General features: G+C 71.9%; 16 protein-coding genes. 14 read left to right on the forward strand and 2 right to left on the reverse strand.

Annotation, left to right across the window (positions count from 1 at the left end; genetic code table 11):
• Window positions 1–123 precede the first annotated feature (123 nt).
• Genes ACF1BH_RS22015 through ACF1BH_RS22025 form a run of 3 tightly spaced genes read left to right on the forward strand, consistent with a single transcriptional unit; the run spans window position 124 to window position 8,967 of the window.
• Complete coding sequence (locus ACF1BH_RS22015) at window positions 124–7,806, forward strand: SDR family NAD(P)-dependent oxidoreductase (protein WP_391644643.1); 7,683 nt, start codon at window positions 124–126, stop codon at window positions 7,804–7,806.
• Window positions 7,803–8,687, forward strand: coding sequence for a thioesterase II family protein (locus ACF1BH_RS22020; RefSeq protein WP_391644645.1), 885 nt, complete (start codon window positions 7,803–7,805; stop codon window positions 8,685–8,687). Before ACF1BH_RS22015 ends, ACF1BH_RS22020 begins: the two co-directional genes overlap by 4 nt.
• Window positions 8,688–8,724: 37 nt before the next feature.
• On the forward strand, window positions 8,725–8,967 hold the full coding sequence (locus tag ACF1BH_RS22025; RefSeq protein ID WP_391644647.1) for a hypothetical protein: 243 nt from the start codon (window positions 8,725–8,727) through the stop codon (window positions 8,965–8,967).
• A gap of 157 nt (window positions 8,968–9,124) precedes the next feature.
• On the opposite strand, the gene ACF1BH_RS22030 is transcribed toward ACF1BH_RS22025, so the two are convergent.
• On the reverse strand, window positions 9,125–10,102 hold the full coding sequence (locus tag ACF1BH_RS22030; protein WP_391644649.1) for a hypothetical protein: 978 nt from the start codon (window positions 10,100–10,102) through the stop codon (window positions 9,125–9,127).
• Between the two features lie 497 nt (window positions 10,103–10,599).
• Between ACF1BH_RS22030 and ACF1BH_RS22035 the strand changes: the two genes are divergently transcribed.
• The 8 genes from ACF1BH_RS22035 to ACF1BH_RS22070 all read left to right on the forward strand — a co-directional run bounded on the left by ACF1BH_RS22035 (window position 10,600) and on the right by ACF1BH_RS22070 (window position 20,028).
• Window positions 10,600–11,454, forward strand: coding sequence for an alpha/beta fold hydrolase (locus tag ACF1BH_RS22035; RefSeq protein WP_391644651.1), 855 nt, complete (start codon window positions 10,600–10,602; stop codon window positions 11,452–11,454).
• Between the two features lie 862 nt (window positions 11,455–12,316).
• Window positions 12,317–13,414, forward strand: a complete 1,098-nt coding sequence (locus tag ACF1BH_RS22040) for a polyprenyl synthetase family protein (RefSeq protein WP_391644653.1) — start codon at window positions 12,317–12,319, stop codon at window positions 13,412–13,414.
• Window positions 13,415–13,527: 113 nt separating this feature from the next.
• Window positions 13,528–14,538, forward strand: a complete 1,011-nt coding sequence (mvk, locus tag ACF1BH_RS22045) for a mevalonate kinase (protein WP_391644931.1) — start codon at window positions 13,528–13,530, stop codon at window positions 14,536–14,538.
• Window positions 14,528–15,583, forward strand: a complete 1,056-nt coding sequence (gene mvaD / locus ACF1BH_RS22050) for a diphosphomevalonate decarboxylase (RefSeq protein WP_391644655.1) — start codon at window positions 14,528–14,530, stop codon at window positions 15,581–15,583. The genes mvk and mvaD overlap by 11 nt, the downstream gene beginning before the upstream one ends.
• Window positions 15,580–16,710 (forward strand): phosphomevalonate kinase, encoded by a 1,131-nt coding sequence (locus tag ACF1BH_RS22055; RefSeq protein ID WP_391644657.1) that lies wholly within the window; start codon window positions 15,580–15,582, stop codon window positions 16,708–16,710. Before mvaD ends, ACF1BH_RS22055 begins: the two co-directional genes overlap by 4 nt.
• Complete coding sequence (gene fni / locus ACF1BH_RS22060) at window positions 16,707–17,798, forward strand: type 2 isopentenyl-diphosphate Delta-isomerase (protein WP_391644659.1); 1,092 nt, start codon at window positions 16,707–16,709, stop codon at window positions 17,796–17,798. The genes ACF1BH_RS22055 and fni overlap by 4 nt, the downstream gene beginning before the upstream one ends.
• A complete protein-coding gene (locus ACF1BH_RS22065) occupies window positions 17,795–18,856 on the forward strand; it encodes a hydroxymethylglutaryl-CoA reductase (RefSeq protein WP_391644661.1) in 1,062 nt (353 codons plus the stop codon). The genes fni and ACF1BH_RS22065 overlap by 4 nt, the downstream gene beginning before the upstream one ends.
• A gap of 2 nt (window positions 18,857–18,858) precedes the next feature.
• The gene (locus tag ACF1BH_RS22070) at window positions 18,859–20,028 is read left to right on the forward strand and encodes a hydroxymethylglutaryl-CoA synthase (RefSeq protein ID WP_391644663.1); all 1,170 of its coding nucleotides are present in this window, start codon (window positions 18,859–18,861) and stop codon (window positions 20,026–20,028) included.
• 106 nt (window positions 20,029–20,134) lie between these two features.
• Here ACF1BH_RS22070 and ACF1BH_RS22075 read toward each other — a convergent pair whose 3' ends face one another.
• Window positions 20,135–21,448 (reverse strand): hypothetical protein, encoded by a 1,314-nt coding sequence (locus ACF1BH_RS22075; protein WP_391644665.1) that lies wholly within the window; start codon window positions 21,446–21,448, stop codon window positions 20,135–20,137.
• A gap of 1,391 nt (window positions 21,449–22,839) precedes the next feature.
• Here ACF1BH_RS22075 and ACF1BH_RS22080 point away from each other — a divergent pair.
• The 3 genes from ACF1BH_RS22080 (at window position 22,840) to ACF1BH_RS22090 (ending at window position 25,918) form a co-directional block, all read left to right on the forward strand.
• Window positions 22,840–24,186 carry a hypothetical protein gene (locus tag ACF1BH_RS22080; RefSeq protein ID WP_391644667.1) on the forward strand — a complete coding sequence of 449 codons (1,347 nt, stop codon included), beginning with the start codon at window positions 22,840–22,842 and terminating at the stop codon, window positions 24,184–24,186.
• A gap of 389 nt (window positions 24,187–24,575) precedes the next feature.
• Window positions 24,576–25,679 (forward strand): beta-ketoacyl-ACP synthase 3, encoded by a 1,104-nt coding sequence (locus tag ACF1BH_RS22085; RefSeq protein ID WP_391644669.1) that lies wholly within the window; start codon window positions 24,576–24,578, stop codon window positions 25,677–25,679.
• Window positions 25,652–25,918, forward strand: a complete 267-nt coding sequence (locus ACF1BH_RS22090; RefSeq protein WP_391644671.1) for an acyl carrier protein — start codon at window positions 25,652–25,654, stop codon at window positions 25,916–25,918. Before ACF1BH_RS22085 ends, ACF1BH_RS22090 begins: the two co-directional genes overlap by 28 nt.
• Window positions 25,919–26,104 lie beyond the last annotated feature (186 nt).

Consider the following 26,104-nt stretch of genomic DNA (forward strand, 5'->3'; position numbering starts at 1 on the left):
GGAGTGGACGCCGCCACCCCGGTCCGGGCACCTCCCCCGCGCTTCGAGCGCTGATCCGACACGCCCCGCTGCCGCCTCACCCTTCCCGAGACTCGAACCTGCGCCGCTCACGTGGAGGCCACCATGGCTGAACCCCGCCCTTCCTCCCCCTCCCCCTCCACCACCTCCGACCCCGCCCCGCTGCCCGCTGACGCGGTGGCGGTGATCGGGGTGGGCCTGCGTCTGCCGGGCTCCATCCACCGGCTGGACCAGCTCGGCCATGCTCTGCACGACGGGCGCGATCTGGTCGGCACCATGCCCCCGGACCGCTTCGACATCAGCGCCCATCAAACCCGTCGTCCGGGAAAGCCGGGCACCTTCCACTCCACAGCGGGCGGATTCCTGCCGGAACCGGAAGTCACCGGCTTCGACACCTCGTACTTCGGCATCGCCCCCAAGGAGGCATCCCGCATCGACCCGCAGCAGCGTCTGCTGCTCGAGTGCGCGGTCGAGGCCCTCGACGACGCCGCCCTCGACATCGATGCCCTGGCCGGCAGCGAAACCGCCGTCGTCACGGGTGTCTCCACCCACGACTACGCCGACCTGCAGGCGCGCCGGCTGCGTTCGAGCAATCCCTACACCACGACCGGCGGCCTCCTGTCGATCACGGCCAACCGCGTCTCGTACGAACTGGATCTGACCGGCCCGTCCAGCACGGTGGACACCGCCTGTTCCTCCGGCCTGACCGCGCTGCACCAGGCGTGCGAGCATCTGCGCACCGGCCGCAGCCCCCTCGCCCTGGCAGGCGCGGCGAACCTGATGCTGTCGCCGGCCCCCTTCGTCGGCTTCGCTCAGGCCGGAGTGGTCTCGCCGACGGGCCGTTGCCACCCCTTCGGAGCCGCAGCCGACGGTTTCGTACGCTCCGAGGGCGCCGTGATGCTCGTCCTGAAGCCCTTGGCCGCCGCGTTGGCCGACGGCGACCGGGTGCACGCCGCCATCCTGGCCACCGCGCTCAACTCCGACGGCCGCACCGTGGGTCTGTCCGCGCCCAGTTCACGCACCCAGGCCGCGCTGCTGCGCCGGGTGTACGCCGACGCCGGCATCGACCCGCGCGACGTGTCCTATGTGGAGGCGCACGGCACCGGCACCCTGGTCGGCGACCCCGTCGAGTGCGCGGCGCTGGGAGAGGTGCTCGGCAGCCACCGTGCCGGCACACCGCTGCCGATCGGTTCGGTCAAGTCCAACCTCGGGCACCTGGAAGCGGCGGCCGGGATGGCGGGGGTCCTGAAGTCGCTGGTCGTGATCGCCTCCCGTTCCGTACCGAGGACTTTGCACGCGGATCCGCCCAACCCGAAGATCGACTTCGACGGCCTCGGTCTGCGGCCGGTACTCGCCACCCGCCCCGTTCCCGGCACCGGCCGCGTCGTGGTCGGCATCAACTCCTTCGGTATCGGCGGTGCCAACGCGCACGCCGTCCTGGCCTCGCCCCCTGTGCCGCCGGCGGTAGGCGACGGCGCCACCGCGCCGGCCGTCAGCAGTGCGGCGCGGCCGGTGCCGGTCATCGTCTCCGCGCATACGCCCCAGGCGCTGACCGCCACCCTGGAGTCCTGGGCGGAGCACTTCACCGCCCTGGCCGCCGACTCCTCGCAGGGGCCCGGGGCCCTGTACGACGCCGCCTTCACCGCATGCCGGCGACGGACCCGGCGCCGCCACGGTATGGCCTTCTTCGCCACCGATCCCGCCCAAGCCGCCGGCGTCCTGGCCCGGGCGGCACAGGGACAGGACGCCGGCACCGCCACCGAACGCCTGGTGAGCGCAGGCCGGATCGGCTTCGTCTTCTGCGGGAACGGCTCGCAGTGGGCGGGCATGGGGGCCGAACTCCTCGACCGGGACCCTGCGTTCACCGCCGAGGTCGAGGCCGTCGCCGAGGAACTCGATCCGCTGCTCGGCTGGAGCGTCCGCTCCGAGCTGGCCCGCGCCGATGCCTCCCGTTGGGACCGTACGGAAGTCGCGCAGCCGATGCTGTTCGCCGTCCAGGCGGGCCTGGTCGCCGCCTTGTCCGCCCGGGGCGTCGCGCCGCACGCCGTCATGGGGCACAGCGTCGGGGAAGTGGCCGCCGCGTACTGTGCGGGTGGCCTCACCCGGGCCCAGGCCTGCCGCGTCATCGCCGCCCGCAGCCTCGCGCAGGCCGCCACCGCGGGGTCGGGCGGCATGGCCGCGGTGGGCCTGGGCGAACACGCCGCCAGGGAACGGATCGCGCGGGCTCAGCTGAACGACCGCGTGGAGATCGCCGCGGTCAACTCCGACCAGGACGTCACCCTCGCGGGCCCGCACGAGGACCTCGCGGCCCTTGGCGCCGCCCTGGATTCCGACGGCGTCTTCTTCCGGGACCTGCGCCTCGACTACGCCTTCCACACGAAGGCCATGGACCCCGTGCGTGACCAGCTGACCCATGCGCTGGAATCGCTGGCCCCCGGGCCCTTCCGCCTTCCGATGATCTCCACGGTGACCGGCCGCGCCGTGTCCGGGGACGCCCTGGACGCCGCGTACTGGTGGGCCAACATCCGCCGCCCCGTCCGCTTCCACCAGGCCGCCACCGCGTTGACGGCCGGGGACGCCGGCTGCGACGTCCTGGTCGAGATCGGCCCGCACCCCGTGCTGACCGCCTATCTGCGACGTGCCACCACAGGCGCCTCCGGCCCCGGCACGATCGTTCCCACCCTGTCCCGGACGTTCGCCGGCGTGGACGCGCTGCAACAGACCGTCCTGCGCGTACTCGCCGCCGGGGCAGCGGTGGACTGGGACAGCTACTTCCCGCGCCCCGGCGCGGTGGCCGACCTGCCGGCGGTGGCGTGGCAGCGCGAGCGGCACTGGAACGGCGACGCGTCCTGGTGGCGGGAGGACGCCCCCGGCGACGGCATCGCCGCGGTCCACCCCCTTCTCGGCTCCCGCCAACCCGGACCGGAGGCCACATGGCTGAACCGTCCGGACGCCGACCGGCTCCCGTGGCTGGCGGACCACCGGGTCACGGACGCCGTCGTATGGCCCGCGGCGGGCTTTGTGGAAATGGCGCTGGCCGCCGCGCGGAGCCGGCACGACACACCCCTCGAAATCACCGGCCTGTCCATCGACCGGGCCCTGACCCTCGAATGGGGCGCCGACGCGGCAGGCCCCACGGACGGGAACGACGTCCAGCTGGCCACCCACCTCGCCCAGGACGGCAGGCTCACCGTCCGGAGCCGCACGGGCAACCAGGAGTGGACCGCGCACGTCCGCGCCGGCGTGCGGAGTCTGCTGCGCCCCCGGCGCCCCCGTCTGGACATCGCCGCCCTGAAACGCCGCCTGCCGCACGAGCAGCCCGCCGTTGAGCACTACGCCGCCGCCCAGCAGGCCGGTCTCGGCTACGGACCGGCGTTCCGGGCCGTCACCCAGCTGCACACCGGGCCGCAGGAAACCGTGGGACGCTACGAGCTCACCGCGCCGGTCCGGCCCGAGCCCGAGATCATCGCCCACCCCACGCTGGTGGACGGCGCCCTGCAGACCTGTCTGCCGCTGATGTTCACCGCGGACCGGCCCGCCCCGTTCCTGCCCGCCCGCATCGCCACCATCCGCAGCTGGCAGGCCCTGCCCTCTTCCGGCTTCACCCATGTCACCCGCGCCACCGGGCCCGACGCCCGGTGGGACATCGCCCTGTGCGACGACGACGGTGAGGTGTGCATGGAACTGCTCGGCTGCGAGCTGCGACGCTTCGACGCCGTGACCGCCGACGCGCAGGACCGCCTCACCGAAGTCCTGCGCGCGGCGCCCGTACCCGGCCAACCCGCTCCCGGCCGGAGCCCGCTGCCCGCACCGCGGTCACTGCCGGACCTGGTAAGCGGGGAGAACGACGCCCCGCTGCGCCGACTGCACCGGATCAGCGACGCGCTCCGGCCGCGGCTGCTCGAAGTCTGCGCCCACTTCACGGCCCAGGCCGTGCGCCAGCTGCTCCCGGCCGCGAAGCACTCCTCGTTCGGTCCCGCCGACCTCTTCGACGCAGGGGTCGAGGCCAAGCACGCGAACCTTCTCGACGTCCTGCTACTCCAGGCCGTCCGCCACGGCGCCCTCACCGCCACCGGGCCCGGCGTCTGGAGCAGCACGGCCGCGCCCCGCCCCGAGGAACTGTTCGGCCGACTGCTCGACGACTTCCCCGATCAGAGCGTCACCGCCCTCACCTACGGTGTGTGCGGGGGCCGCCTCGCCGATGTCCTCACCGGTGACGCCAACCCGCTGGAGCTCCTCTTCTCCGAGTCCGACAACCTCCTCCAGCGGTTCTACGAGGCCAGCACCTTCTTCGCCCCGCACACCCATGCGCTCGTCGGCTGGATCCGCACCGTCGTCGAGGGCTGGCCCGCCGACCGGCCGCTGCGCATCCTCGAGGTCGGCGCGGGCACCGGCGCCACCACCGCGGCCCTGCTGCCCCACCTGCCGCCCGAGCGCGTCCACTACACCTTCACCGACGTGTCCCCCGCGTTCTTCCCCGCGGCCGAGAAGCGCTTCTCCGCCTACGACTTCGTCGTCCACCAGGTGCTGGACGCGGGCCGCGACCCCGTGGAGCAAGGCTTCGAGCCGGGCGCCTACGACCTCGTCATCGCCGCGAACATCCTGCACGCCACGAGCGACATCTCCCGCGCCCTGCGCTCCATGGCGACCTTGCTCGCCGACGGCGGCCACCTGGTCGCCCTGGAGACCCACAGCGTGGAACTCCTGGCTCCGGTGTTCGGTCTGCTGGACTCCTTCTGGCTCTCCACCGACCAGGACGTCCGGCCCGACGGCCCGCTGGTGCCCTACGACCGCTGGCCCAAGCTCCTCGCCGACTGCGGCTTCGCGGCCACGGGGCAATACGACGACACCACCGCGGACCGGCCCCATGTGTCCCTCGTCGTCGCCGAGCGCGAGGCCCGCGCCGTCCCCGGCGAGGCAACGGACCTCGCTTCTCCCGCCGCGCCGGGCGTGCGACGGCCGGACGCCGCCGCCACGGCGCCCGACGACGCGACGCACCGGTCCTGGCTGCTGAGCACTCCCACCGCCGACGCCACCACCGCGTTGGCGCACCGGCTGGCCCGGGCCCTGCGCACCGCATACCCCTCCGACCGCGTCCACCACGTCGCGCAGGCACGCGGTACCGCTCCCTGGACGCGCGAGCTGACCGGTACGGCGGACGGGTCCACCCCGCCCCGGCCGGTGAGCGACGTGATCCTCCTCGCCGAACCGGCCGACGGAACAGCGCCCCGGCAGTACACCGACCACGGCGTACGGCAGTTGGCCGCGCTGCGTGACCTCACCCGTGCCTGGAGCGGGAGTGCGCAGTCACCGGAAGAGGGTCTGCGGATCTGGATCATCGACGCCGGCGGTCAGCAGCCGCCCACCCCGCCGCCCTCGCCCCATGGCGCCCCCCTGTGGGGTGCCGCGCGAAGCCTGGCGAACGAACACCCCTCGCTGCGCGTACGTCGCCTCGCCCTGACCGAACCCGGCAACGACGAAACGTTCCAGCGCCTTCTGCACGAACTGCACCATCTTCCGGACGGCGCAGCCGCGGCGGGCAGCCCCGAGGGGCTCGTCGACGACGAGGTGGTCCTCACGCCGCACGGGCGCTTCGCCACCCGGGTCACTCCCCTGCCCGACACCGAGGGCGCCCGCGGATCCGAGCCCCCCTACGCACTGCACGTCGATGTCCCCGGGCGTCACCCCCTCTTCAGCTGGCGCGCCACCACCGCGCTCCAACCGGCCGAGGGGGAGGTCGTCATCCGTACCGCGGCCGCCGCGCTCAACCACCACGACCTGCTGACCGCGACCGGTAACGGTTCCCTGCCCGCGGCCCGGCGCCACGGATTCCTCGGCCTCGGTCTGGACTGCGCGGGCACCGTCACCGCAGTCGGCCCCGGCGTCACCCGCCCCGTACCGGGCGACCGCGTCGCGGCCATGGCCCATACCGCCCTGGCCTCCCACGTCCTCGCCGCCGCCGAGCACGTCATACCGCTGCCCGGCACCATGGAATTCACCGCGGCAGCCACCCTGCCCAGCGCGTTCCTCACCGCACACCACGCCCTCCGGCAGTGCGCCGCCCTGACCGAGGACGACACCGTCCTCGTGCACGCCGCCGCCGGAGGCGTCGCGCTGGCCGCCCTGCGACTCGCCCGGCGCGCCGGCGCGCGCGTCATCGCCACGGCCGGCACCCCCGCCAAACGGAGTCTGCTGCGCCTGCTGGGCGTCGAGCAGGTGCTGGACTCGCGCACCCTGGACTTCGCCGAGCAGGTCGCGGACCTGACCGACGGCCGCGGCGTCGATGTCGTCCTCAACTCCCTGCCCGGCGAGGCCCGCCTGCGCAGCCTGCGCCTGCTCGCCCCGCAGGGACGCTTCATAGAACTCGGCCGACGCGAAGGGGAGCGGGACGACCCCCTGCCCGTGTCCCCGCCGGCCCGTAACGCCTCGTTCTTCGACGTGGACACCCTGGACCTGCACGATCGGCGCACGCCCGTGGTACGGCGTCACTTCACGGAGCTGGCCGAAGCCGTCACCACCGGCCGCTGGGGGCCGCTGCCCCACCACGTCTTCCCCGCGCACCGCTTCGGGGAGGCCTTCGATCTGCTGAACCACGCCCGGCACACCGGGAAGATCGTCATCAGTTTCGACGCCCCACCGCCGGTCGTCGGCGCCGCGCCCCCGCGCGCCCTCGACGCCGACGCCGCGTACGTCATCACCGGTGGCCTCGCGGGATTCGGTGCCGTCACGGCCCGCCACCTCGCCGCGCGCGGCGCCCGCCATCTCCATCTCGTCGGACGCCGGGGCGCCCGAACGCCCGGCGCTGCGACGCTGCTCGACGAGTTGCGCGCCGCGGGAGCCGAGGTCACCGTGCACCGCGCCGACATCACCCGGCCCGGCGCCCTCGACCCGGTGCGCACCGCGCTGCGGCAACGGCGCCTGGGCGGTGTCGTGCACGCCGCCATGGTCCTCGCGGACGCTCCCTTGGCCGACGTCACCGACACCCACCTGGAGACCGTCCTCGCCCCCAAGATCACCGGACTTCATGCGCTCGCCGCGCTCGCCGAGGACCACGATCCCGACTTCTTCGTCGCCTACAGTTCGATCGCCGCCCTCGACGGCAACATTCAGCAAGCGCCCTACGTCGCGGCCAACGCGGCGATGGAAGCGCTGATCCGGGCCCGACACCGACGCGGCGCCCCCGCCCTCGCCGTCCAGTGGGGTGTGATCGCGGACGCCGGATACGTGCACCGCAGCGGGCGCCTCGACGAGATGGCTTCCTACGGCATGGCCCCGGTCGGCGCCGCCGACGCGCTCACCGCGCTCGACCGGCATCTCGACACCCGGACGGGGCCCGTCGTCGCGCTGGGCCGCTTCGACTGGGACAGCATCAGCCGTGTCCTGCCCCGCCTCAAGGCGCCCCGGACCGGCGCACTGCTCCAGCGGCGTCAGGAGAGCACCGACGATCTCACCACCTTGCGCGCCAAAGTGGCCGCGATGGGCGGCGGCGAGGCCCTCGCCCTGATCGAGGACAAGGTCGCCGAGCTCGCCGCCGCCGTCCTGCACACCCCCGTGGACCGCCTCGACCGCACCAGCCGCCTGGACCTGCTCGGCATCGACTCCCTGATGTTCCTCGAACTCTCCACGGCGCTGCGCCGGCACCTCGGCTGCGACATCCCCACCCTGGAGCTGATGAGCGCCGCCCACCTCCCCGACATCGCCGAGCGAGCCCTGCACCGCATCCAGCAGCAGGGTTCCCCCGGTCCCACCACGACGGCCGCCGTCCCGGAGCGGAGTGAACACGCGTGAACGTCAACGGCTTGGCGGACGGTTCGGCCCGCCGCACCACCGCCCTCGACCAACCGGACTTCGTCGCCCTCCGCCCGGCCACCGGCGACGCCCACGTCCTCCGCCTCTACTGCATGCCGCCCGCGGGGATGAGCGCCCCCTACTTCCAAGCCTTCACCCGCCACCTTCCGGCCGCCGTCGGCGTGTACGCCCTGCAACTGCCCGGGCGTGGACGCGCCACCGGCACGCCGGTGCACACCGACCCGCGCCGCCTCGGGCAGCTCCTGGCAGCGCGCATCCGCCAGGACGACGACGGCCACCCGTATGCCGTCTTCGGTCACAGTGTGGGTTCGCTCCTCGCCCATGAGACCGTCACCTGCCTCACCCGGCAGGGGCATCGCCCGCCCACCCTGCTGGCCCTGTCCGCCATGGCCGCCCCCCACCACCCCGACTTCACCGCACAGGCTCCGGATGTCCTCCTCGGCGGCCGGGAGGGTGTCGAGAAGCTCTTCGGCCGCCTCCCGGACCACGCCGACCACGACCCCAGGGCGCTGGTCAACGCGTGGATTCCGATGCTCGCCGATCTTCTGCTCGCCCTGCAGTTCCCGCCCCACCAGGGGCCACCGCTGGACACCCAACTCGCCCTCTACGGAGGCGAGGACGACCCCGTCATCTCCCCCGAGGCCCTGGACGGCTGGAACGACATCAGCAGCCAACCGGCCACCCCACGGCTCTTCCCCGGCGATCACACCTACCCCCTCGACAACGTCGAAGCCCTCAGCTCCCGGCTCACCACCGACCTCGCCATCTCCCTGCGGGGGTGGGTGTGCCCGGTCGGCGGCCCCGGCACATCTTCCGGGCACTGCCCGGTCGGCGATCTCCGGAACGGAGCACGGCCGTGACCCGTGGCCGTGTGCCCGAGTGGTCAGGGGTGCGTCCTTGCGGTCCCCCGGGTTCACGCCCCACACCGGCGCCCGTGACGCCGCCGGCAGGCTGCACCGGATCGACGGCGCACTCGAACCGATCGATGACCACCACTGCCGCTACACCGCGTTCGTCGACTCCTTCGAATGGATCACCGTCGTCCTGGCAGCCACCGACATCGAATTCACCGTCGACGCGCCCACCGCATACCGGGACTTCCTCCGTCTGACCGCGCACCGCCTCCTGCGCGCGGTCTGACGTCGGCGCAGAAGAGCACTCCGTGGATCAGCGCCGCAGGTCGTCAGCAACGGGTCCGCCGCTGTCTCATCACGGGCCCGGTGCCTGCGGTTCGCCTCCGGCCCGGGGCCGGGCGAACCGTCCGTCCCCCCTCCACCGCTGGTTCGCGCCGGACTGCTCAGTGGCGCCTTTGCACCAGGTCCGCGACGAGGGCGGGCTCACCTGGCGGCACCAGCTGTGAGTAGCGCAGGCAGGTCCTGCTCCAGTGCAAATAGCCGCTCATGGCCGTGCGCATGCAGTCAACCCATCGGCCCGCGGTCTCCACGTCCTGGCCCGACAGGTCGGCAAACGCCTGCTGCTCCAACGCGAGGAACTCCAGGTACCACGAGGTGATCATCTGCTGGATGGCACGGATGCCGGCAGGTCGGTCGCAGCCCCGCTCGTGTTCGAGGACGAGCACCAGATTGTGGAGATCGCCGCGGGACTCCTCCTTCTCCACGGAGTGCACATCGTTGAGGGTGTCCACCACATCCACGGTGATGTCGAGCATGCGGCGCAGCACGGGATGCCCGTGGAGATGGTGCGGGAGCTCGAAGCCGTACGCCTTCTGGCTGAGGTCCAGCATGGCGTAGACAAACCCCGACCGGCGCCGGAGGGCGAAGTACTCGGTCGAGGTCGGCACGCGCCCGTGCGCGCGGTTGCGTGCCTCCCGCGTGTACGCGTCGAGGTACCACTGCCAGTGCTGCCCCGTGCGCTCCAACCAGTCCGGGGCGGAGCCTTCGGCCAGGCGCTTCCAGACGTGCGCACACGCAGTGATCAAGGGCGCCGCCCCGGCCGGTGCCCGCCCGCCCGAGGAGATCACTTCGGTGAAGTCCTGGCACACATCGCCGACCTGATCCGGCCGATCCGCCAACGGGCCGTCGATCTGATCGTCCAGGAAGGTGGCCACCACGACGGCGTCCACCGTCAGGTCCAACGGATCCTGACTCGCGCGCGGACACCAGGCAGCCATCAGCCCGGCAATGTCCCAGCGGAGAAACCTCTGCTCGTCGGTGGGGTGAGCCACCAGGCGCTGCTTTCGGCACCAGGCGAGACTGCGCTGCCGTGCCGCGTCGATATCCGGGCTCTCCCCCGGTGGAAAGGGAAGGTGGAACACGGTGTCTTGAGGCATGATGTGCCCTTCAACGAATTCACGTGGCTATGTCGGGTGCGGGGCCTTCCTTTGTCTCCGGGTGACCGTCCGGCAGCCCGTCGTGCATCCACGGCTGTTTCACGTTTCCGATCCGGCCGTCGTCAGATTCAAGACGGCTCCGCCTGCCGTGCACAACGGCCTTCGTCATCCGCATCCGGTGAAATCACCGGCTCGTTGAACGGCGCCGGAGAGCTGATCGTTTCCATGGCCGCTCCGCACTGCCCTGCGTCGCTCCCGTCAGCTCTGGTCGCATTCGACTCGTGCGCCGCCGCCCGAGCGGAGGCAACTTGATCCGGTACGAACCGCACCGGCTGAATGTCACGGTGAGACACGCTTCCGACGACCGTTCCGGATGCAACACGATCCGGGGCCGTTTTCCCCCACGTCATCCACCGGCGTCAGCCACGGGGCAAGGCTTAGTCTCGCGGGAGTCGTGTTCCTCAGCTTCGGGAGGGTGACCTATGGCCGTGCACGTGACTGTATGGGATGACCGCGATCGGGTCGGAGAAGGCCAGGCCCCGACAGCTTCGGGGGCCCCGGTGGCCCTTGCGGCCGCCGCTGCCCCCGCCCTCTTCGTCCATAACATCTTCACCTGGGGCAGCGACTCCGCGTACGGGTTCGCCGGGCAGCGGCCCCTCGCGGACAGCCGGCGGCTCCTCCTGATGGATCGCCGGGGTTACGGCGACAGTCCGGACACCGCGCGCAGCGACTTCGACGTCGACGCCGAGGACATCGTGGAGGTTCTCGGCGGCGGGGCCTTGGACGCGGGGCTCGGCGACGCCCACCTCGTGGGGCACGGGAACGGCGCCGTCGCCGCGCTCATCGCCGCCGCGCGCCGCCCCGACCTGGTCCGCTCCCTTGTCCTCATCCAGCCCTCCGCCTTCACCGCCGCCGCGCACCATCCCGTCGTCGCCGACCTCCTCGACCGGGTGCGCGACGGCGCCCCCGGCATCCCGGAAGGCGTCACGCCGGAGCAGTATCTGCGTGCGTCCACCGAGGGGTTGGGGATGGCCGTGCCCGAGCCCACGCCGCGCCGGCTCCGTGCCGTTGCCACCTCCATGGGAGAGCGGCCGATCTGGGAGGCGGAGATCCCGCTGGAGGTGATCCGGGGTGCCGCCCTGCCGACTCTGGTGATCTGCGGAACCTGGGACCGCGCCCCGGCCGCGTACCGCGAGCACGTGGGACTCCCCCTCATGGCCGTGGCCGAGTCCCTCACCAACTCCCTCGGGGGCCGCCTCCTGCGGGTGCCCGGGTACTACCCGCACACCCAGGAGCCCACCATGGTCAACGCCGCCCTGCGGGAGTTCTGGGGCTGAACCGGTTCCGCTTCTGCTGCTGTGCCTGGGCCCCTCAGCTGTCCGCGCCCGCCGCGGCCGCCGGGCGGTGCTCAGTGATCGGGCGGTGTTCGTCGTGCCGGCTCGCCGGCCGGCACGACGAACACCAAGTGCCAGGAACCGAACCGGGCAACTTCATCTGCCGGCACCTGCCCGCGGTCCGCTCCACTCCCCCGAACGTCGGTGTCTGCGGTTGATTCCGGGGCCGCGGCGTTCAACGCCTCCCGGAATTCAATGCCGTTGCCATCGGCACGGCCTTTTCCGTGCCGGGCAACGGCGGTCTACTGAGAAGCCGAAACCGTCGGCGGCGACCGCAGACGGGATATCAGCCCGAGGAGGAGTGGGGAAAATGCTTGATCCTTATGGGCCAAGTTTTTCTGCTGTACCTGAAACGGTGGAATTCCCGCCCTTGCGGTATCCGACACCGTCCGCGGTCCGTCCCCGCCGGGAAGAGCTTGACCAACCGGCCCTGGAATGGGTGGAACGGACCGGGACAGCCCGCACGAGCGACGAGACCGACCGGTTGCCCCGCATGAACTGCGGGAAATTGGCTGGCTGTTTCCACCCCCACGGCGTGTACGACCACCTGCTGTGGGAATCGAAGCTGAACTTCTCTCCCTGCTCCTTCGACGATGACCACTGCGACGCCGGGGAGACCTCGCGGCACCCCAGCGATCCGGTACGCGTCACGAACCGGCTGACCTGTGCGGCCACTGGACGCGGGCCAATCACCAGTGATCCAGCGGTGGTAGGACCTGCTCGACCGCAGGTGAGAGACCTCGACGAAGCCGCACCCGCAGATCGCACAGGCAGTCCCCGAAACGCCAGAGACAGGAGTACCGCCGTGACCGCCCGCGACCCCGACACCCTCGTGCCCGGGCAGCTGGACCTGGAAGAGCTGCGCCGTGATGTCGACACCATGCTCCGCCGGTTTTTCCAGAGCAAGGCGGCGGCTGCCGCGACCCGCCGCCTTCCGGGGCAGGCCGCCCAGGTGCTGAAGGAGTTCCTGGCAGCCGGAGGGAAGCGGCTGCGGCCCGCCCTGTGCGGGCTCGGCTGGCAGGCGGCCACCGGCACGCCGCCACCGCCGCCGGTGGTGCGGGTGGCGGCCGCGCTGGAGATGTTCCACGCGTTCTGCCTCATCCACGACGACATCATGGACAACAGCACCACCCGCCGCGGCGCGCCCACGGTGCACCGCGCCCTGGCCCAGCAGTACGCGGCCCGTCGCCCCGGCCCGCTCGCCGAACGCCTGGGGGTCTCCTGCGCCCTTCTCATCGGCGATCTCGCTCTGGTCTGGAGCAGTGAACTCCTCCACACCGCGGGACTCACCTCCCGTCACCTCGACGCCGTGCTCCCGGTGATGGACGCCATGCGCACCGAGGTGATCTACGGCCAGTACCTGGATGTCACCGCCACCGGAGAGACCACGCCGGGTCTGGCGCGTGCCCTGGCGATCATCCGCTACAAGACCGCCAAGTACACCGTCGAGCGCCCCTTGCACATCGGTGCCGCACTCGCCGGCGCTTCGCCGTCCCTGTTGGAGCACCTGTCCGCCTACGGCATGCCTCTGGGCGAGGCATTCCAGCTGCGCGACGACCTGCTCGGGGTCTTCGGCGACCCGGCGAGCACCGGCAAGTCCCGCCTGGAGGACCTGCGCGAGGACAAACACACCGTGCTGGCCGCTCTCGCCCTGCGCGAGGCGTCGCCCGGTCAGGCGGACACCCTCCACCGTCTGCTCGGCAACCCGCATCTGACCGAGGCGGAAGCGGACACGGTCCGCTCCGTCCTGACCGCCACCGGTGCCCGCGCCCAGGTCGAGGAGATGATCGCCAAGCGGCGCGAGCGCGCGCTCCAGGCGCTCGCCTCCGCACCTGACATCCACCCCGACGCCCGGCCGCTCCTCCGCGAGTTCGCCGACACCGCGACGAGGCGCACGTCATGACCTGCGACACCGAAATTCTTCGACGGCCCCATGTGGTCCGCGCTGCTCGCGGTCCGCGTGCGCTGTGCGCCGACACCGGCGTTCTCCCCGCAGAAAGGCGAAGGGGGCTGAGTATGTGGACTCCGCTTACCTCGGCGGACCGGGTACCGGAAAGGCGTCGAGCCTGCTCGGTCGGCGTCGGGCGCGCTCATGCCAAGGCCATTCTGCTGGGCGAGCATGCCGTCGTCCACGGGGCGCCTGCGCTCGCTCTTCCGGTTCCGCAGCTCGTGGTCACGGCAAGCATCGGGTGGTCGTCGCGGCCTTCCGACGGTCCGCGCGGCCTGTCCTGCACGGTGACCGGTTCTCCGTCGCAGGCATCCGTGACCACGTCCGTTGCCGGCCTGCGCAGGTTGGCCACGGAATTCGGGGCGCACATAGGTGCGGCAGACGCGGCGCACCTCGACGTGCTCCTCGACGGTGCGATCCCGTCGGCCCGGGGGCTCGGCTCCAGCGCCGCGAGCGCCCGCGCGGTCGCGCTCGCGCTTGCCGATCTCTTCGGCCGCGAGCTGCCTGAGAGCACGACGTACGACCTGGTGCAGACGGCCGAGAACATGACGCACGGCCGGGCCAGCGGCGTGGACGCAAAGACCGTCGGCGCGTCCCGGCCCTTGCTGTTCCAGGAGGGCCGGACCGAGGAACTGCGCATCGGCTGCGACAGCCTGTTCCTCATCGCGGACAGCGGCGTCCCGGGCAGTACCAAGGACGCCGTCGAGCTGTTGCGTGAGGGGTTCCGAGGCCGTAGCGGCGCACGGGAACGTTTCGTGCGCCGGGCGTCGGAGCTGGCCGAGGCGGGGAGGGCGGCCCTCGCCGACGGCAGGTCCGGGGATCTCGGCGCGCGGCTCACGGACTACCACGAGCTGCTCCGCGCCGCCGGTCTCAGCACCGATCGGACCGACGCTCTGGTGGAGGCGGCGCTGACGGCCGGCAGTTCCGGAGCGAAGATCACCGGGGGCGGGCTCGGCGGCTGTGTGATCGCGCAGACCCCGTTCGGATCGGCCCGGCAGGTGATCCGGCAACTGCACGACGCGGGCGCCGTCCGCACCTGGGCCGTACCGCTGAAGGGGGGTGACGGACATGCGCGGTGACACCCCGGCCGTCGGCACGCTCCGGCTGCTGACACCTGGCCCCGGGCGTAGCGCCCTCGCCCTCGCACACCCGAACATCGCGCTGGTCAAGTACTGGGGCAAGCGCGACGAGCGCCTCGTTCTCCCCTGGACGTCCAGCCTGTCGATGACGCTGGACGTCTTCCCGACGACCACATGGGTCCGGCTCGATCCCTCACTCACGCGCGACAGGGTCACCCTCAACGGGGCACCGGCGACGGACGAGGCACTGCACCGCGTCACCGCGTTCCTGGAGCTGGTGCGGGAGATCGCCGGACGGGACCGGCGCGCAGTGGTGGACACCAGCAACACCGTTGCCACCGGGGCGGGCCTGGCGTCCTCCGCCAGTGGTTTCGCCGCGCTCGCCGTCGCCGCCACTGCCGCGTACGGGCTCCGGCTCCACCCCACCGCGCTGTCCCGTCTGGCGCGTCGCGGCTCCGGGTCTGCCTCCCGTTCGGTGTTCGGCGGCTTCGCCGTCTGGCACGCCGGTCGGGACACCGACGCGGCCGAGGAGGCGGACCTCGCTTCGTACGCCGAGCCGGTACCCGCGGCGGACCTCGACCCGGCGCTGGTCGTCGCCGTGGTCGACTCCGGAGCCAAGGCCGTCTCCAGCCGGGAGGCGATGCGCCGCACGGTCGCCACGTCGCCGCTGTTCCGGCCCTGGGCCGCCGCCAGCAGGGGCGACCTTGACACGATGCGGGCGGCGCTGCAGCGGGGCGACCTCGCCGCGGTGGGTGACATCGCCGAACGCAACGCGCTCGGTATGCACGCGGCGATGCTGGCGGCGCGCCCAGCGGTGCGGTATCTGTCGCCGGACACGATCGCCGTGCTCGACTGCGTTCTCCAGCTCCGGCGGGACGGCGTCGCGGCCTACTCGACGATGGACGCCGGGCCGAACGTGAAGGTGCTCTGCCACCGGGCGGACGCGGAACAGGTGGCCGAGGCCGTCCGTGTCGCCGCCCCGCAGGCAACGGTCTTCGTCGCCGGGCCGGGGCCCGGGGCCCGCCTGTTGAGCGAGGGCTCATGACGGCCCGGCGGCGCACGGTCATCCGGTGTGCGCCGGGCAAGGTGTTCGTGCTCGGCGAGTACGCGGTGATGGAGCCGGGGAACCCGGCGATCCTGGTGGCGGTCGACCGGCAGGCCACCGTAGCCGTGGCCGGCATCCCCCGCGGCTCCGCCGTGGCCGATGTCGTGATCTCCTCCGACCTCGGTCACCGCTCGGTGGAATGGTGGTGGCGCGACGGGCGGCTCGTCACCTCCGCCGCGGAGGACGAGCGGCAGGTGCGCAGCGCCGTGGCCCACGTCGTGTCGGCGATCGAGACCGTGGGCCGGTTGCTGGCCGAACGCGGCCTGGCGCTGCCGGCGATGGACGTCTCGGTCAGCAGCCGGCTGCACGAGGACGGCAGGAAGCTGGGTCTGGGGTCCAGTGGCGCGGTGACCGTGGCGACCGTCGCGGCCGTGGCGTCCTTCTGCGGGCTGGAGCTGTCGCGCAACGCCCGCTTCCGGCTGTCCCTGCTCGCCACCGCGCAGCTCGATCCCTGGGCGTCCGGCGGAGATCTGGCCGCCAGTACGTGGGGAGGGTGGCTCGCCTACCAGGCACCTGACCGGGCCTTCGTCCTCGACGTGGCCCGGCGGCTGGGGATCGGCAGGATGCTGGGTGCCTCCTTGCCGGGTCACGCGGTGCGTCGGCTGACGCCGCCCGACGGCCTGTCGCTGGAGATCGGCTGGACCGGAGAACCTGCCTCCACCGCCTCCCTGGTGGCCGGGCTGCCCCGCCGTCACTGGCGGGGCAGCCCCTCCCACCGCAGGTTCGTGGAGGCGACGTCCGACTGTGTGCGCTCCGCGGTCGCCGCCCTCGGGACCGGCGACCGTGCGGGTCTGCTGCGGCAGATCCGCCGGGCCCGCCGCGAGCTGGCCCGCCTGGACGACGAGGCCGGAATCGGCATTTTCACGCCCGCGCTGACGGCGCTGTGCGACACCGTCGAGGCGATCGGGGGTGCGGCCAAGCCCTCCGGGGCCGGAGGCGGCGACTGCGGGATCGCCTTGCTGGACGCCGGGGCGGCACGGGACATCGCCTACGTACGGCAGCGGTGGAGGACGGCAGGGGTGCTGCCCTTGTCCCTCTGTCCCGCCGTGGAAGGGGTCACGGAATGAGTGCCCAACGCAAGGACGACCACGTTCGGCTCGCCCTTGAGCAGTACCACGCGCACAGCGGACGCAACCAGTTCGACGAGGTGTCGTTCGTCCACCACGCCCTGGCCGGTATCGATCGGCCGGACGTGCTCCTGGGGACAGCCTTCGCCGGTATCGCCTGGGAGGTGCCGGTCTACATCAACGCGATGACCGGCGGCAGCGTCAAGACCGGTGCCATCAACCGGGATCTGGCCATAGCCGCCCGGGAGACCGGGGTGCCCATCGCGTCGGGTTCCATGAACGCCTACGTCAAGGATCCGTCGTGCGCCGACACATTCCGCGTGCTGCGCACGGAGAACCCGAACGGGTTCGTCATGGCGAACGTCAACGCCACCACCTCGGTCGACCACGCACGTCGCGCCGTCGACCTGCTGGAGGCGAACGCGCTCCAGATCCACCTCAACGCGGCGCAGGAGACGGCGATGCCGGAAGGCGACCGGTCGTTCTCGTCCTGGGGCCCGCGCATCGAGAAGATCGCGGCGACGGCCGGTGTTCCCGTCATCGTCAAGGAAGTCGGCAACGGGCTGAGTCGCCGGACCGTCCTGGCGCTGCGGAACCTCGGCGTAGGGGCGGCGGATGTCAGCGGTCGCGGCGGCACGGATTTCGCCCGCATCGAGAACGGCCGCCGGGACCTCGCCGACTACGCCTTTCTGCACGGCTGGGGGCAGTCCACCGCCGCCTGCCTCCTGGACGCGCAGGGCGTCGGCATCCCCGTCCTCGCCTCCGGCGGCGTCCGCCACCCGCTCGACGCGGCCCGCGCACTGGCGCTGGGCGCCCGCGCGGTAGGAGCGTCCGCCGGGTTTCTGCGCACCCTGCTCGACGGCGGCGTCGCGCCGCTGATCGCGCAGATCACGACCTGGCGGGATCAGCTCGCGGCGCTGCAGACCCTGCTCGGCGCACGTACCCCCGCCGACCTCACCCGCTGCGATCTGCTGATCCACGGTGAGCTTCGCTCCTTCTGCGCCGACCGGGGCATCGACACACGGCGGCTCGCCCAGCGGTCCGGCTCCACCGAAATCCTCCACGAGATGACGGACAACACACGATGACCGACACACATCCCACAGCCGGAGTCCCGATGCGGTGGGTGGGGCCGCTGCGCATTTCCGGGAACGTCGCCACCACCGAGACGCAGGTTCCGCTCGCCACCTACGAGTCGCCGCTGTGGCCCTCCGTGGGCCGCGGGGCAAAAGTCTCCATGCTGACCGAGCGGGGCATCGTCGCCACGCTGACCGACGAGCGGATGACGCGCTCGGTGCTGGTCGAGGCGGCCGACGCGCAGACCGCACTCGCCGCCGCGCGGACCCTCCGGACGCGGACCGACGAACTGCAGCAGGTGGTACGCGGCTGCAGCAGGTTCGCCCGGCTGATCGGCATCCGGCACGAGATCAACGCCAACCTCCTGTTCCTCCGCTTCGAGTTCGCCACCGGCGACGCCGCCGGACACAACATGGTGACGCTCGCCTCCGACGCGCTCCTGCAACACCTGCTGAAGACCGTTCCCGGCATCTCCTACGGATCGGTCTCGGGAAACTACTGCACGGACAAGAAAGCCACTGCGATCAACGGCATCCTCGGACGCGGCAAGAACGTGGTCACGGAGCTGCTCGTACCACGTGACGTGGTACGTCGCGTCCTGCGCACGACAGCCGCCGGGATCGCCGAACTGAACATCCGCAAGAACCTGCTCGGGACCCTGCTCGCCGGCGGCGTCCGTTCGGCCAACGCCCACTACGCGAACATGCTGCTCGGGTTCTACGTGGCGACCGGCCAGGACGCGGCCAACATCGTCGAGGGGTCGCAGGGCGTCACCACGGCCGAGGACCGCGACGGCGACCTCTATTTCTCCTGCACGCTCCCGAACCTGATCGTGGGCACCGTCGGCCACGGCAAAGGGCTCGGCTTCGTGGAGACGGCCCTGGCCCGGCTCGGCTGCCGGGACGCCCGCGAACCGGGGGAGAACGCGCGCCGGCTGGCGGTCCTCGCGGCGGCCACGGTGCTGTGCGGCGAACTCTCGCTGCTCGCCGCACAGACCAACCCGGGTGAACTCATGCGCGCCCATGTCCAGCTGGAACGCGACCGGACGACCTCAGAGGCTGGTGCCTGACCATGTCCCTTCCCATCGGAATCCACGACCTGTCCTTCGCCAGCACCGAATTCGTCCTGCCGCACACGGCCCTCGCCGCGCACAACGGCACCGATGTCGCCAAGTACCACGTGGGCATCGGCCAGCAGTCGATGAGCGTGCCGGCCGCCGACGAGGACATCGTGACCATGGGCGCGACGGCCGCCGCGCCCCTCGTCGACCGGTGCGGCAAAGACCGGATCCGCACGGTCGTGTTCGCGACGGAGTCGTCGATCGACCAGGCGAAGTCGGCCGGTGTGTACGTGCACTCCCTGATCGGGCTGGTGCCGTCCTGCCGGGTCGTCGAGATGAAGCAGGCATGCTATGCCGCGACGGCAGCCCTGCAGTTCGCCATCGGCCTGATACGGCGTGACCCCTCCCAGCAGGTTCTGGTGATCGCCAGCGACGTCTCCACGTACGAACCGGACAGCCCGGGTGAGGCGACTCAGGGTGCAGCCGCGGCGGCGATGCTGGTCGGCGCCGACCCCGCCCTGGTACGCATCGAGGAGCCGTCGGGCCTGTTCACGGCCGATGTCATGGACTTCTGGCGGCCGAACTACCGCGAGGCCGCTCTGGTCAACGGGCGGGAGTCCGTCGGCGCCTATCTTCGGGCCGTCGAAGGTGCCTGGAAGGACTATACGAAGCAGGGCGGCCGCTCCTGGGAGGAGTTCGCCGCGTTCGTCTACCACCAGCCGTTCACGAAGATGGCCTACAAGGCCCACCGCCACCTGCTGAGCCTCTGCGGGCGCCCCGCCGACCGGGACACGCTGGAGCGCGACCTCGGCCGGACCACGGCCTACAACGCCGTCATCGGGAACAGTTACACCGCGTCGATGTACCTCGGCCTGGCCACGCTGCTCGACCAGGCCGACGATCTGACCGACCGGCCCCTCGCCTTCCTGAGCTACGGCTCCGGCAGTGTCGCCGAGTTCTTCGCCGGCACCGTCGCCGCCGGGTACCGCACGCACCTGCGCACCGGGGCGAACCACGAAGTGATCGCCCGGCGCAGGCCCCTCGACCACGCCGGCTACCGCGCACTGCACGCGTGGTCGTTGCCGGCCGACGGCGGCGACCACAGCACGCCGGCACAGACCACCGGGCCCTACCGCTTGGCCGGTGTCAGCGGCCACAAACGCCTCTACGAGACACGGTGAGCCGCTCACCTGCGGACCGGTCCATGCGCGCGCCGCCCGCACGCTGTCGCCGCGGTGCGTTCCACGCGGTGCTCCCTGCTGCTCGTCGGCGGCGCATGGGCGTTGGTCAAGCAGGCCCCGGGCCCGACTGGCTGGTCAGGTGGGCGATGCGCTGGAGCAGGGTGCGAGCGTGGATGTTGTGGGAGTAGGAACGCAGTTGGCCGCGGACGTCGGTGAGCGCGGCGTCGATCCGGCCGGCGGTCAGTGCCGGGCACGCGTTCACGAATCGGTGCCAGGTGCGGAGGGCTTCCGAGAGGTGACCGGTCTGCGCCTGTAGCCGTCCGATCTCCGCCAGGGTGAGGGCATGGGAGCGGCGTTCTTCCGGTGGACGCTGCCGCAGTGAGCTTTCGAGCGCCTTGAGTGCGCCTGCGCGGTCGTCGAACGCCTCCCGGACAACGGCCTCTTGGCGGAGAAGGGATGCCTGGTGGTACCGCCCCACCACCGTGTCCACGAGGCTCGTGGCGCGGCTCAGCAGGTGCTCGGCCTCGGCCAGGGCCTGGAATGCCTCGTGGCGGGAGTGGTTGCGCGCATGGGCGACGGCAAGTTGGCCGTGGAGGAAGGCGCCGTGGACGGGATGGGCGCAGAACGTGGCAGCTGCGGTCTCGGCCAGGGCCAGAGCTTTCCGCCGGTGCCCCAGCGCGTCCGCCTGGACGGACAATCCGCACAGCGCGAAGGCGTACTCCAGCGGTGCGTTGTTCTCCGCGGCCAGCCGCAGGGCTGTGAGGTAGTAGTGCTGCGCGGTGGCGTGAAGGTTGTCGTCGAAATGCATGAATGCGCAGAGACAGATGAGCTGGCCGACCACGGACAGGAGCCTGCGGCGCAGCTCGGGCGTGGCGGGGCGGCGTAGTTTCGGCCCGAGCTCCGCGGCGATGTAGCCGGCCAGGGCCCGGCGTCCGTGGCCGCCTCCGAAGGCGGCGTCGGAGCGGTGGAAGATCTCGGCGACGGCCACGGTGACGTCGACCTCGAACCTGTCCACTGCGCGGCCCCGCGTCGGACCCCGCTCGGGCCTGCGCCGGGCCACGGGTCTCGACAGGACGGAGAAGTCAAGGCCCGGAACATCGAGTGAGGTCACCTGGTAGGCGAAGCGGTCCCGTGGGGTCGGGGCCTTGCCGCCGAGTGGTGGCCCGGCAAGCCGCCGAAGCGTTTCGCCGATGTCCTCGTCGCTCATGGCGCCCGGCGGGCCGACGACGGACCGTGCCTGGGCAGGTGCCGGGGACAGACCGGCCTCGGCGAGTGAGACGGGTCGGTCGAGGCGGCGGGACAGGGCTTCGGCGATCAGCTGAGGTGTGGCACCGCGGGGACGGGTACCCGAGAGCCAGTGGGAAACTGTCGAGCGGTCGAAGCTCAGTGTGAGCCCGGTCTCGCCTCCTGCCCGGTTCACCTCCCTTGCCAGCTCGGCAGCGCTCCAGCGGGCCTCGGCCAGAAGCCCCCGCAGAAGCTGGTTCGGCCGATGTGCCGATACCACCGATGACCTCCAAGGCATGTGTCGAAGAAGCTGACGGGAAAGGCCCCTGTTAACCGCCCGCCAAGGGGGCGGCGGCGCCCCGGTCTTCGCCCGAGCCGCCGGAAGGCACGCCGGTGCCGTCCGATGACCGAGGAGGCGCGGGCGCAGTTCGTCGATACCGTCCCTCATCCGCGGGGCCGCGCCCCGGGGAGAGTGAGCGGGGCAGACTCTCCGAACTCACCGTCGAAGAAACCCTCTTGCGGGCTGCCGAGGAGAATTCAGGTATCCCGTGCGGGTGTGACGCCGTCATATCCTGGCGGCCGTCGTCGCCAGGGCTGTTCCTCATTTCGCCGGCACACCGCAGCAAGGTGAACGAAAGCTCTCTGCGGTGGCGGGCCGTCCGAGCGCTTTCATCCTGTTTCACCGGGCACCGCTCCGAAAGCCCCGCAGGGCCGCGATACCGTGAACGTGTTGAATGCGCCCCCGCGGATACCGGCTCGTGCCCGTCCTCCGGCACGGCACATCGCCGGAAGAGGGTGTGCGAGGTGTGCCGCGCGGGGGCGCGTCCGGGCCGAAAAGCGGATCCGTTGCGCAATAAGTCGGCACCGGCCACCGCGCGCCCGGCGTGCAGATGCGCACGGACGGCCCGGCGGACCCCGTGCGCTGAAGGGTGCCCCGGCGACCGAGCCGCTGCCCGAGACCTGACCGACAAGGTGAGCGACCGGTGGCCGGGGGCGGACGCCGCCGAGCCAACGGGCCACCGAGGCGCGGTCGTGGCGCAGGCGCAGACCCCGGGCGCCGCCGGGGACGTTGACAGCCCGGCCAGATCAGTGACCGCCCGGGTCAGCCTCCGCCGGCAGGCCGCCTGTATACGGCTGGGGTGGCGCGGGAGTCATAACGGCCTCTCTCGCCCACTGGTCGCTCCGAAAGGACACTCCCGGCGCGTATGCCGGCACCGCGCAGCGGCTTTCAACACTTTCACGCCTCCCGCTGCGAGCAGGCGTTCCGCTTCGGCCCGTTTCATGGTTCCTTTGGCACACAGCTCCTGTCTACGGCTGAACGCATCGCAAGGGTGCTCCACGGACACCGCAAGACCACCTCGGAAATGTTCCGGTGGAACCGTCACGGAGCGATACGGACGGACGGGCATCCTGCGGGACGGCAGCTTTCCTCGTTATGGGGTGGCACTCTTCATGCCCTTTCTGCACTCGGTCGGATTACCGCACTTCGCGCCCTCTGCCGGACCCGGCGGGTTCGTTGGGCTCCCCTTCCATTCCCCGGAAAAGATCGCCGACCGGGTGCGGGCGGCGCGATGGCGGGAGCCGTAGGTGGGGCCGTCGCGTCGGCGGAACGAAAGACTGCGCGCGCTGCTCGGTGAGGCCCGCTGGACACAGGCCGCGCTGGCCCGGACGGTCAATGCGCTCGCCGCGGAGATCGATGTCGAACTGCACTACGACCGCACGGCCGTCGCGCACTGGCTGAGCGGCACGCGGCCCGCGCCGCCGGTGCCTGATCTGATAGCCGAGGCGTTCACCCGTCGGCTGGGGCGCGCCGTCCCGCCCGCCGCCACAGGGCTCGCGGCGGACCCCGGCGGCGCGTGGGGTGATCGGCTGCGCGGGTTCCGTATGCCGGTGGGGGCCCGCCTCAGCGAACTGTGCAGCCTGGAGAGCGATCCGGCGCGGCGGGCCGGGGCCCGGCTGCTCCCGTACCGGGAAGCGGAGTTGGTGCAGTCCACCCGGTCAGCGATGACGGGGCCGCAGACTGCGGGCGGGGCCGAGGAGGGACCCGGGGTGGTCCGGCTCGCGGTGCAGTTCTTCTCCGCCTCCTTCGACGCACACGGTGGGCAGGGGGCGCGGTCGTCGCTGGCGGCGTATCTCACGGACGACATCGCGCCGTTGCTGCGGGAGCCGGGTGACCGCACACCGGGGCGGGGATTGCTGGTGGAAGCGTCGCGCCTGACGTTCCTGCTGGCGCGGATGCATCAGGACGCCGCCGTCCACGGGCTCGCCCAGCAGCACTTCACGACCGCGCTGCAGCTCGCGGACGCGTCCGGTGACACCACGGCTCGTGCGGTGGTGCTGCGCGGGCTGAGCGCCCAGGGGCTGGCGCTCGGGCACCGGAAGAACGCGCTGCGCGCCGCCGAGGTGGCAGCTGCCTCTCCCGGGGCGTCCGGGGGCCCGGCCCGGGCGTTTCTGTTGTCGCAGCTGGCGGTGGCGCAGGCGGCGTGCGGGTGGCACCGGTCGGCGCGGGTGTCGCTGACTCGCGCCGAGACCGCGCTGGCCGCGGGGGCGGGCGACGGGACGGGGCCGTTCGCCACGTACGCTCCCGGTTCGCTGGAGTTCCAGCGATCGCAGGTTCTGCGGTACACCGGTGATCTGCCCGCGGCGCGGACCGCGCTGGCCAACTCATTGGCGCGGCGGCCTGCGGCGGACCATCGCGGAATGGCTCTCAGCCATGCCCAGCTCGGGGAAATCCTGGTCGGGCTCGGACATGTGGAAGAAGCCTGCGCCTCCTGGAATTCCTTTCTCGATTATTTTGCCGTACTGCGCTCCGCCACGGCGGATCAGGCCGCCCTCCGGATGCGGCAGCTCCTGACCCCTTTCCGTAACGTTCCGGCGGCACATGCCGTATTGCGGCGGATACGGACGAGTACTCCTCCCGACGGACGCCCCTGAGCGGGCGGCGACCTGCGACTTCACCCTTTTCAACAGTTCCGTTCGCGGGACAGGGGTCATGCTCTCGGACCCCGGTGTTGAATGGCGTGGCATCGACCGGATATCCACCGGAAAGGGGGCGGGGATATGCATGCCTCTACCGTGAAAAGCCCGGAGGTCGACGACTGTGTGGCGCCACGGATCTTTCCTGTCGTTTCCGCGCAGGGGGTTCTCGCGACCAGCCTGTTGATACACGCCCGGCGGAATCTTTTCCGTCGTGCGGGACGACCGCGGGGACGGCATCCACCGGGGATCGGCCGACGGCCCCGCCCGCCTGTGGACGGCCGGGTGGTGCGGGACGTCATCGCCCGGGATCCGGCTGATCTTCGCGTAGCAGAGGAGTGTGCGTCATGACGAAGGCGCGTCCCACCGCTGTCCTCGACGGTCTGGGCAGTTGTCTGCCGCCGCGGGTGTTGACCAACGAGGACGTCAAACGCCGGGGGTCGCTGAACACCAGCGACGCATGGATCCGGTCCCGCACGGGGATAGCGCGGCGGCGGGTGGCCGAGGACGACATCAGCACCGGTGATCTCGCGGTGGCGGCGGGACGGGCCGCACAGGAGTCCGCCGGGGCCCTGGCGGATCTGGTGCTGGTGGCGACCACCACGCCCGACCGGCGGTGCCCGGCGACCGCGCCGGAGGTCGCGGAGCGGCTGGGGCTGGGACCCGTGCCCGCCTTCGACCTGTCGGCAGTCTGCTCCGGATTCCTCTACGGGCTGACGGTGGCCGCTTCCCTGGTGCGTACCGGGGTCTGCGCACGGCCGCTGGTGATCGGCGCCGAGACGTATTCCCGGATCGTCGACCCGTTGGACCGGGACTCCGCAGTGATTTTCGGGGACGGTGCCGGGGCGGTACTGCTGCGGCCCGGCGACCGCGCCGAGCCGGGGGCGCTGGCCGCCACCGACTGGGGCGCGGACGGCGGCGGCGCCGATCTCATCGCCATCGCGGTCGGCGGCGCCCGACGGCCCGATCCGGAAGGCCGCACCAGCCGGGAGGAGCGCTCTTTCCGGATGCGGGGCCGGCAGGTGTACGGGCAGGCGGTGCGCCGGATGACGGACTCGTCGCGCGCGGTACTGGCGGCGGCCGGCTGGTCCCCGGACGTGGTCGGGGCGTTCATCGGCCACCAGGCCAACCAGCGCATCCTCGACGCGGTCGCCGACCGCGTCGGGATCCCGGCGAGCCGCTGCCACGGCAACCTCCGCGACGTCGGCAACACCGCCGCCGCATCCCTCCCGCTGGCCCTCGCCGCCACCGCCGCCCGCCGTCGGGTGCAGCCCGGCACGGCCACCCTGCTGACCGCCTTCGGCGGCGGCCTGACCTGGGCTTCGGTCGCCCTCACGTGGCCCGCGGCCCGCCCCTGTGATCTCCCGCCGGAACCGCGTACCGGTCCCGGCACCACTCCCACCGAGCACCGGAGGAATCCCTCATGGACCGTGTCTACGACCATCTCGTGACCGTGCTCACCGACAAGTTCGAGGTGGACGCCGCGGCGATCCGCCCCGAGGTGACGCTCGCCGCTCTGGATCTGGACTCTCTCGTCGTCGCCGAGTTGTACGTCGTCCTCCAGGAGCGCTGGGGTGTGCCGCTGGCGGAGGAGGACACCGCTGCCGATCCGACCGTGGCGCAGGTGGCGCAGGCGGTGGCGGACCGGCTGCCCGCCGACGGTGCGCACCACGGCGGGGCCCCGCGGTGAGCGCTGCCGACGGTGCCGGGGCCGGCTTCGAACGCGGCCGGCTCGTTGAACGGCTGTGGGCGACCGCGGTGGTTCATCGCCTCGCGTCGGTGGTGCGCCGCTCGAAATCGCCCGCCAGGCGGCGCAGCGGGCCGAGCGTGCCGACCACAACGCACCGCTTGCCTCCGCTGGCCCGCCGGCCGCCGT

The organism is Streptomyces sp. NPDC014733 (assembly GCF_043083385.1).
In the GTDB taxonomy this organism is placed as follows: domain Bacteria; phylum Actinomycetota; class Actinomycetes; order Streptomycetales; family Streptomycetaceae; genus Streptomyces.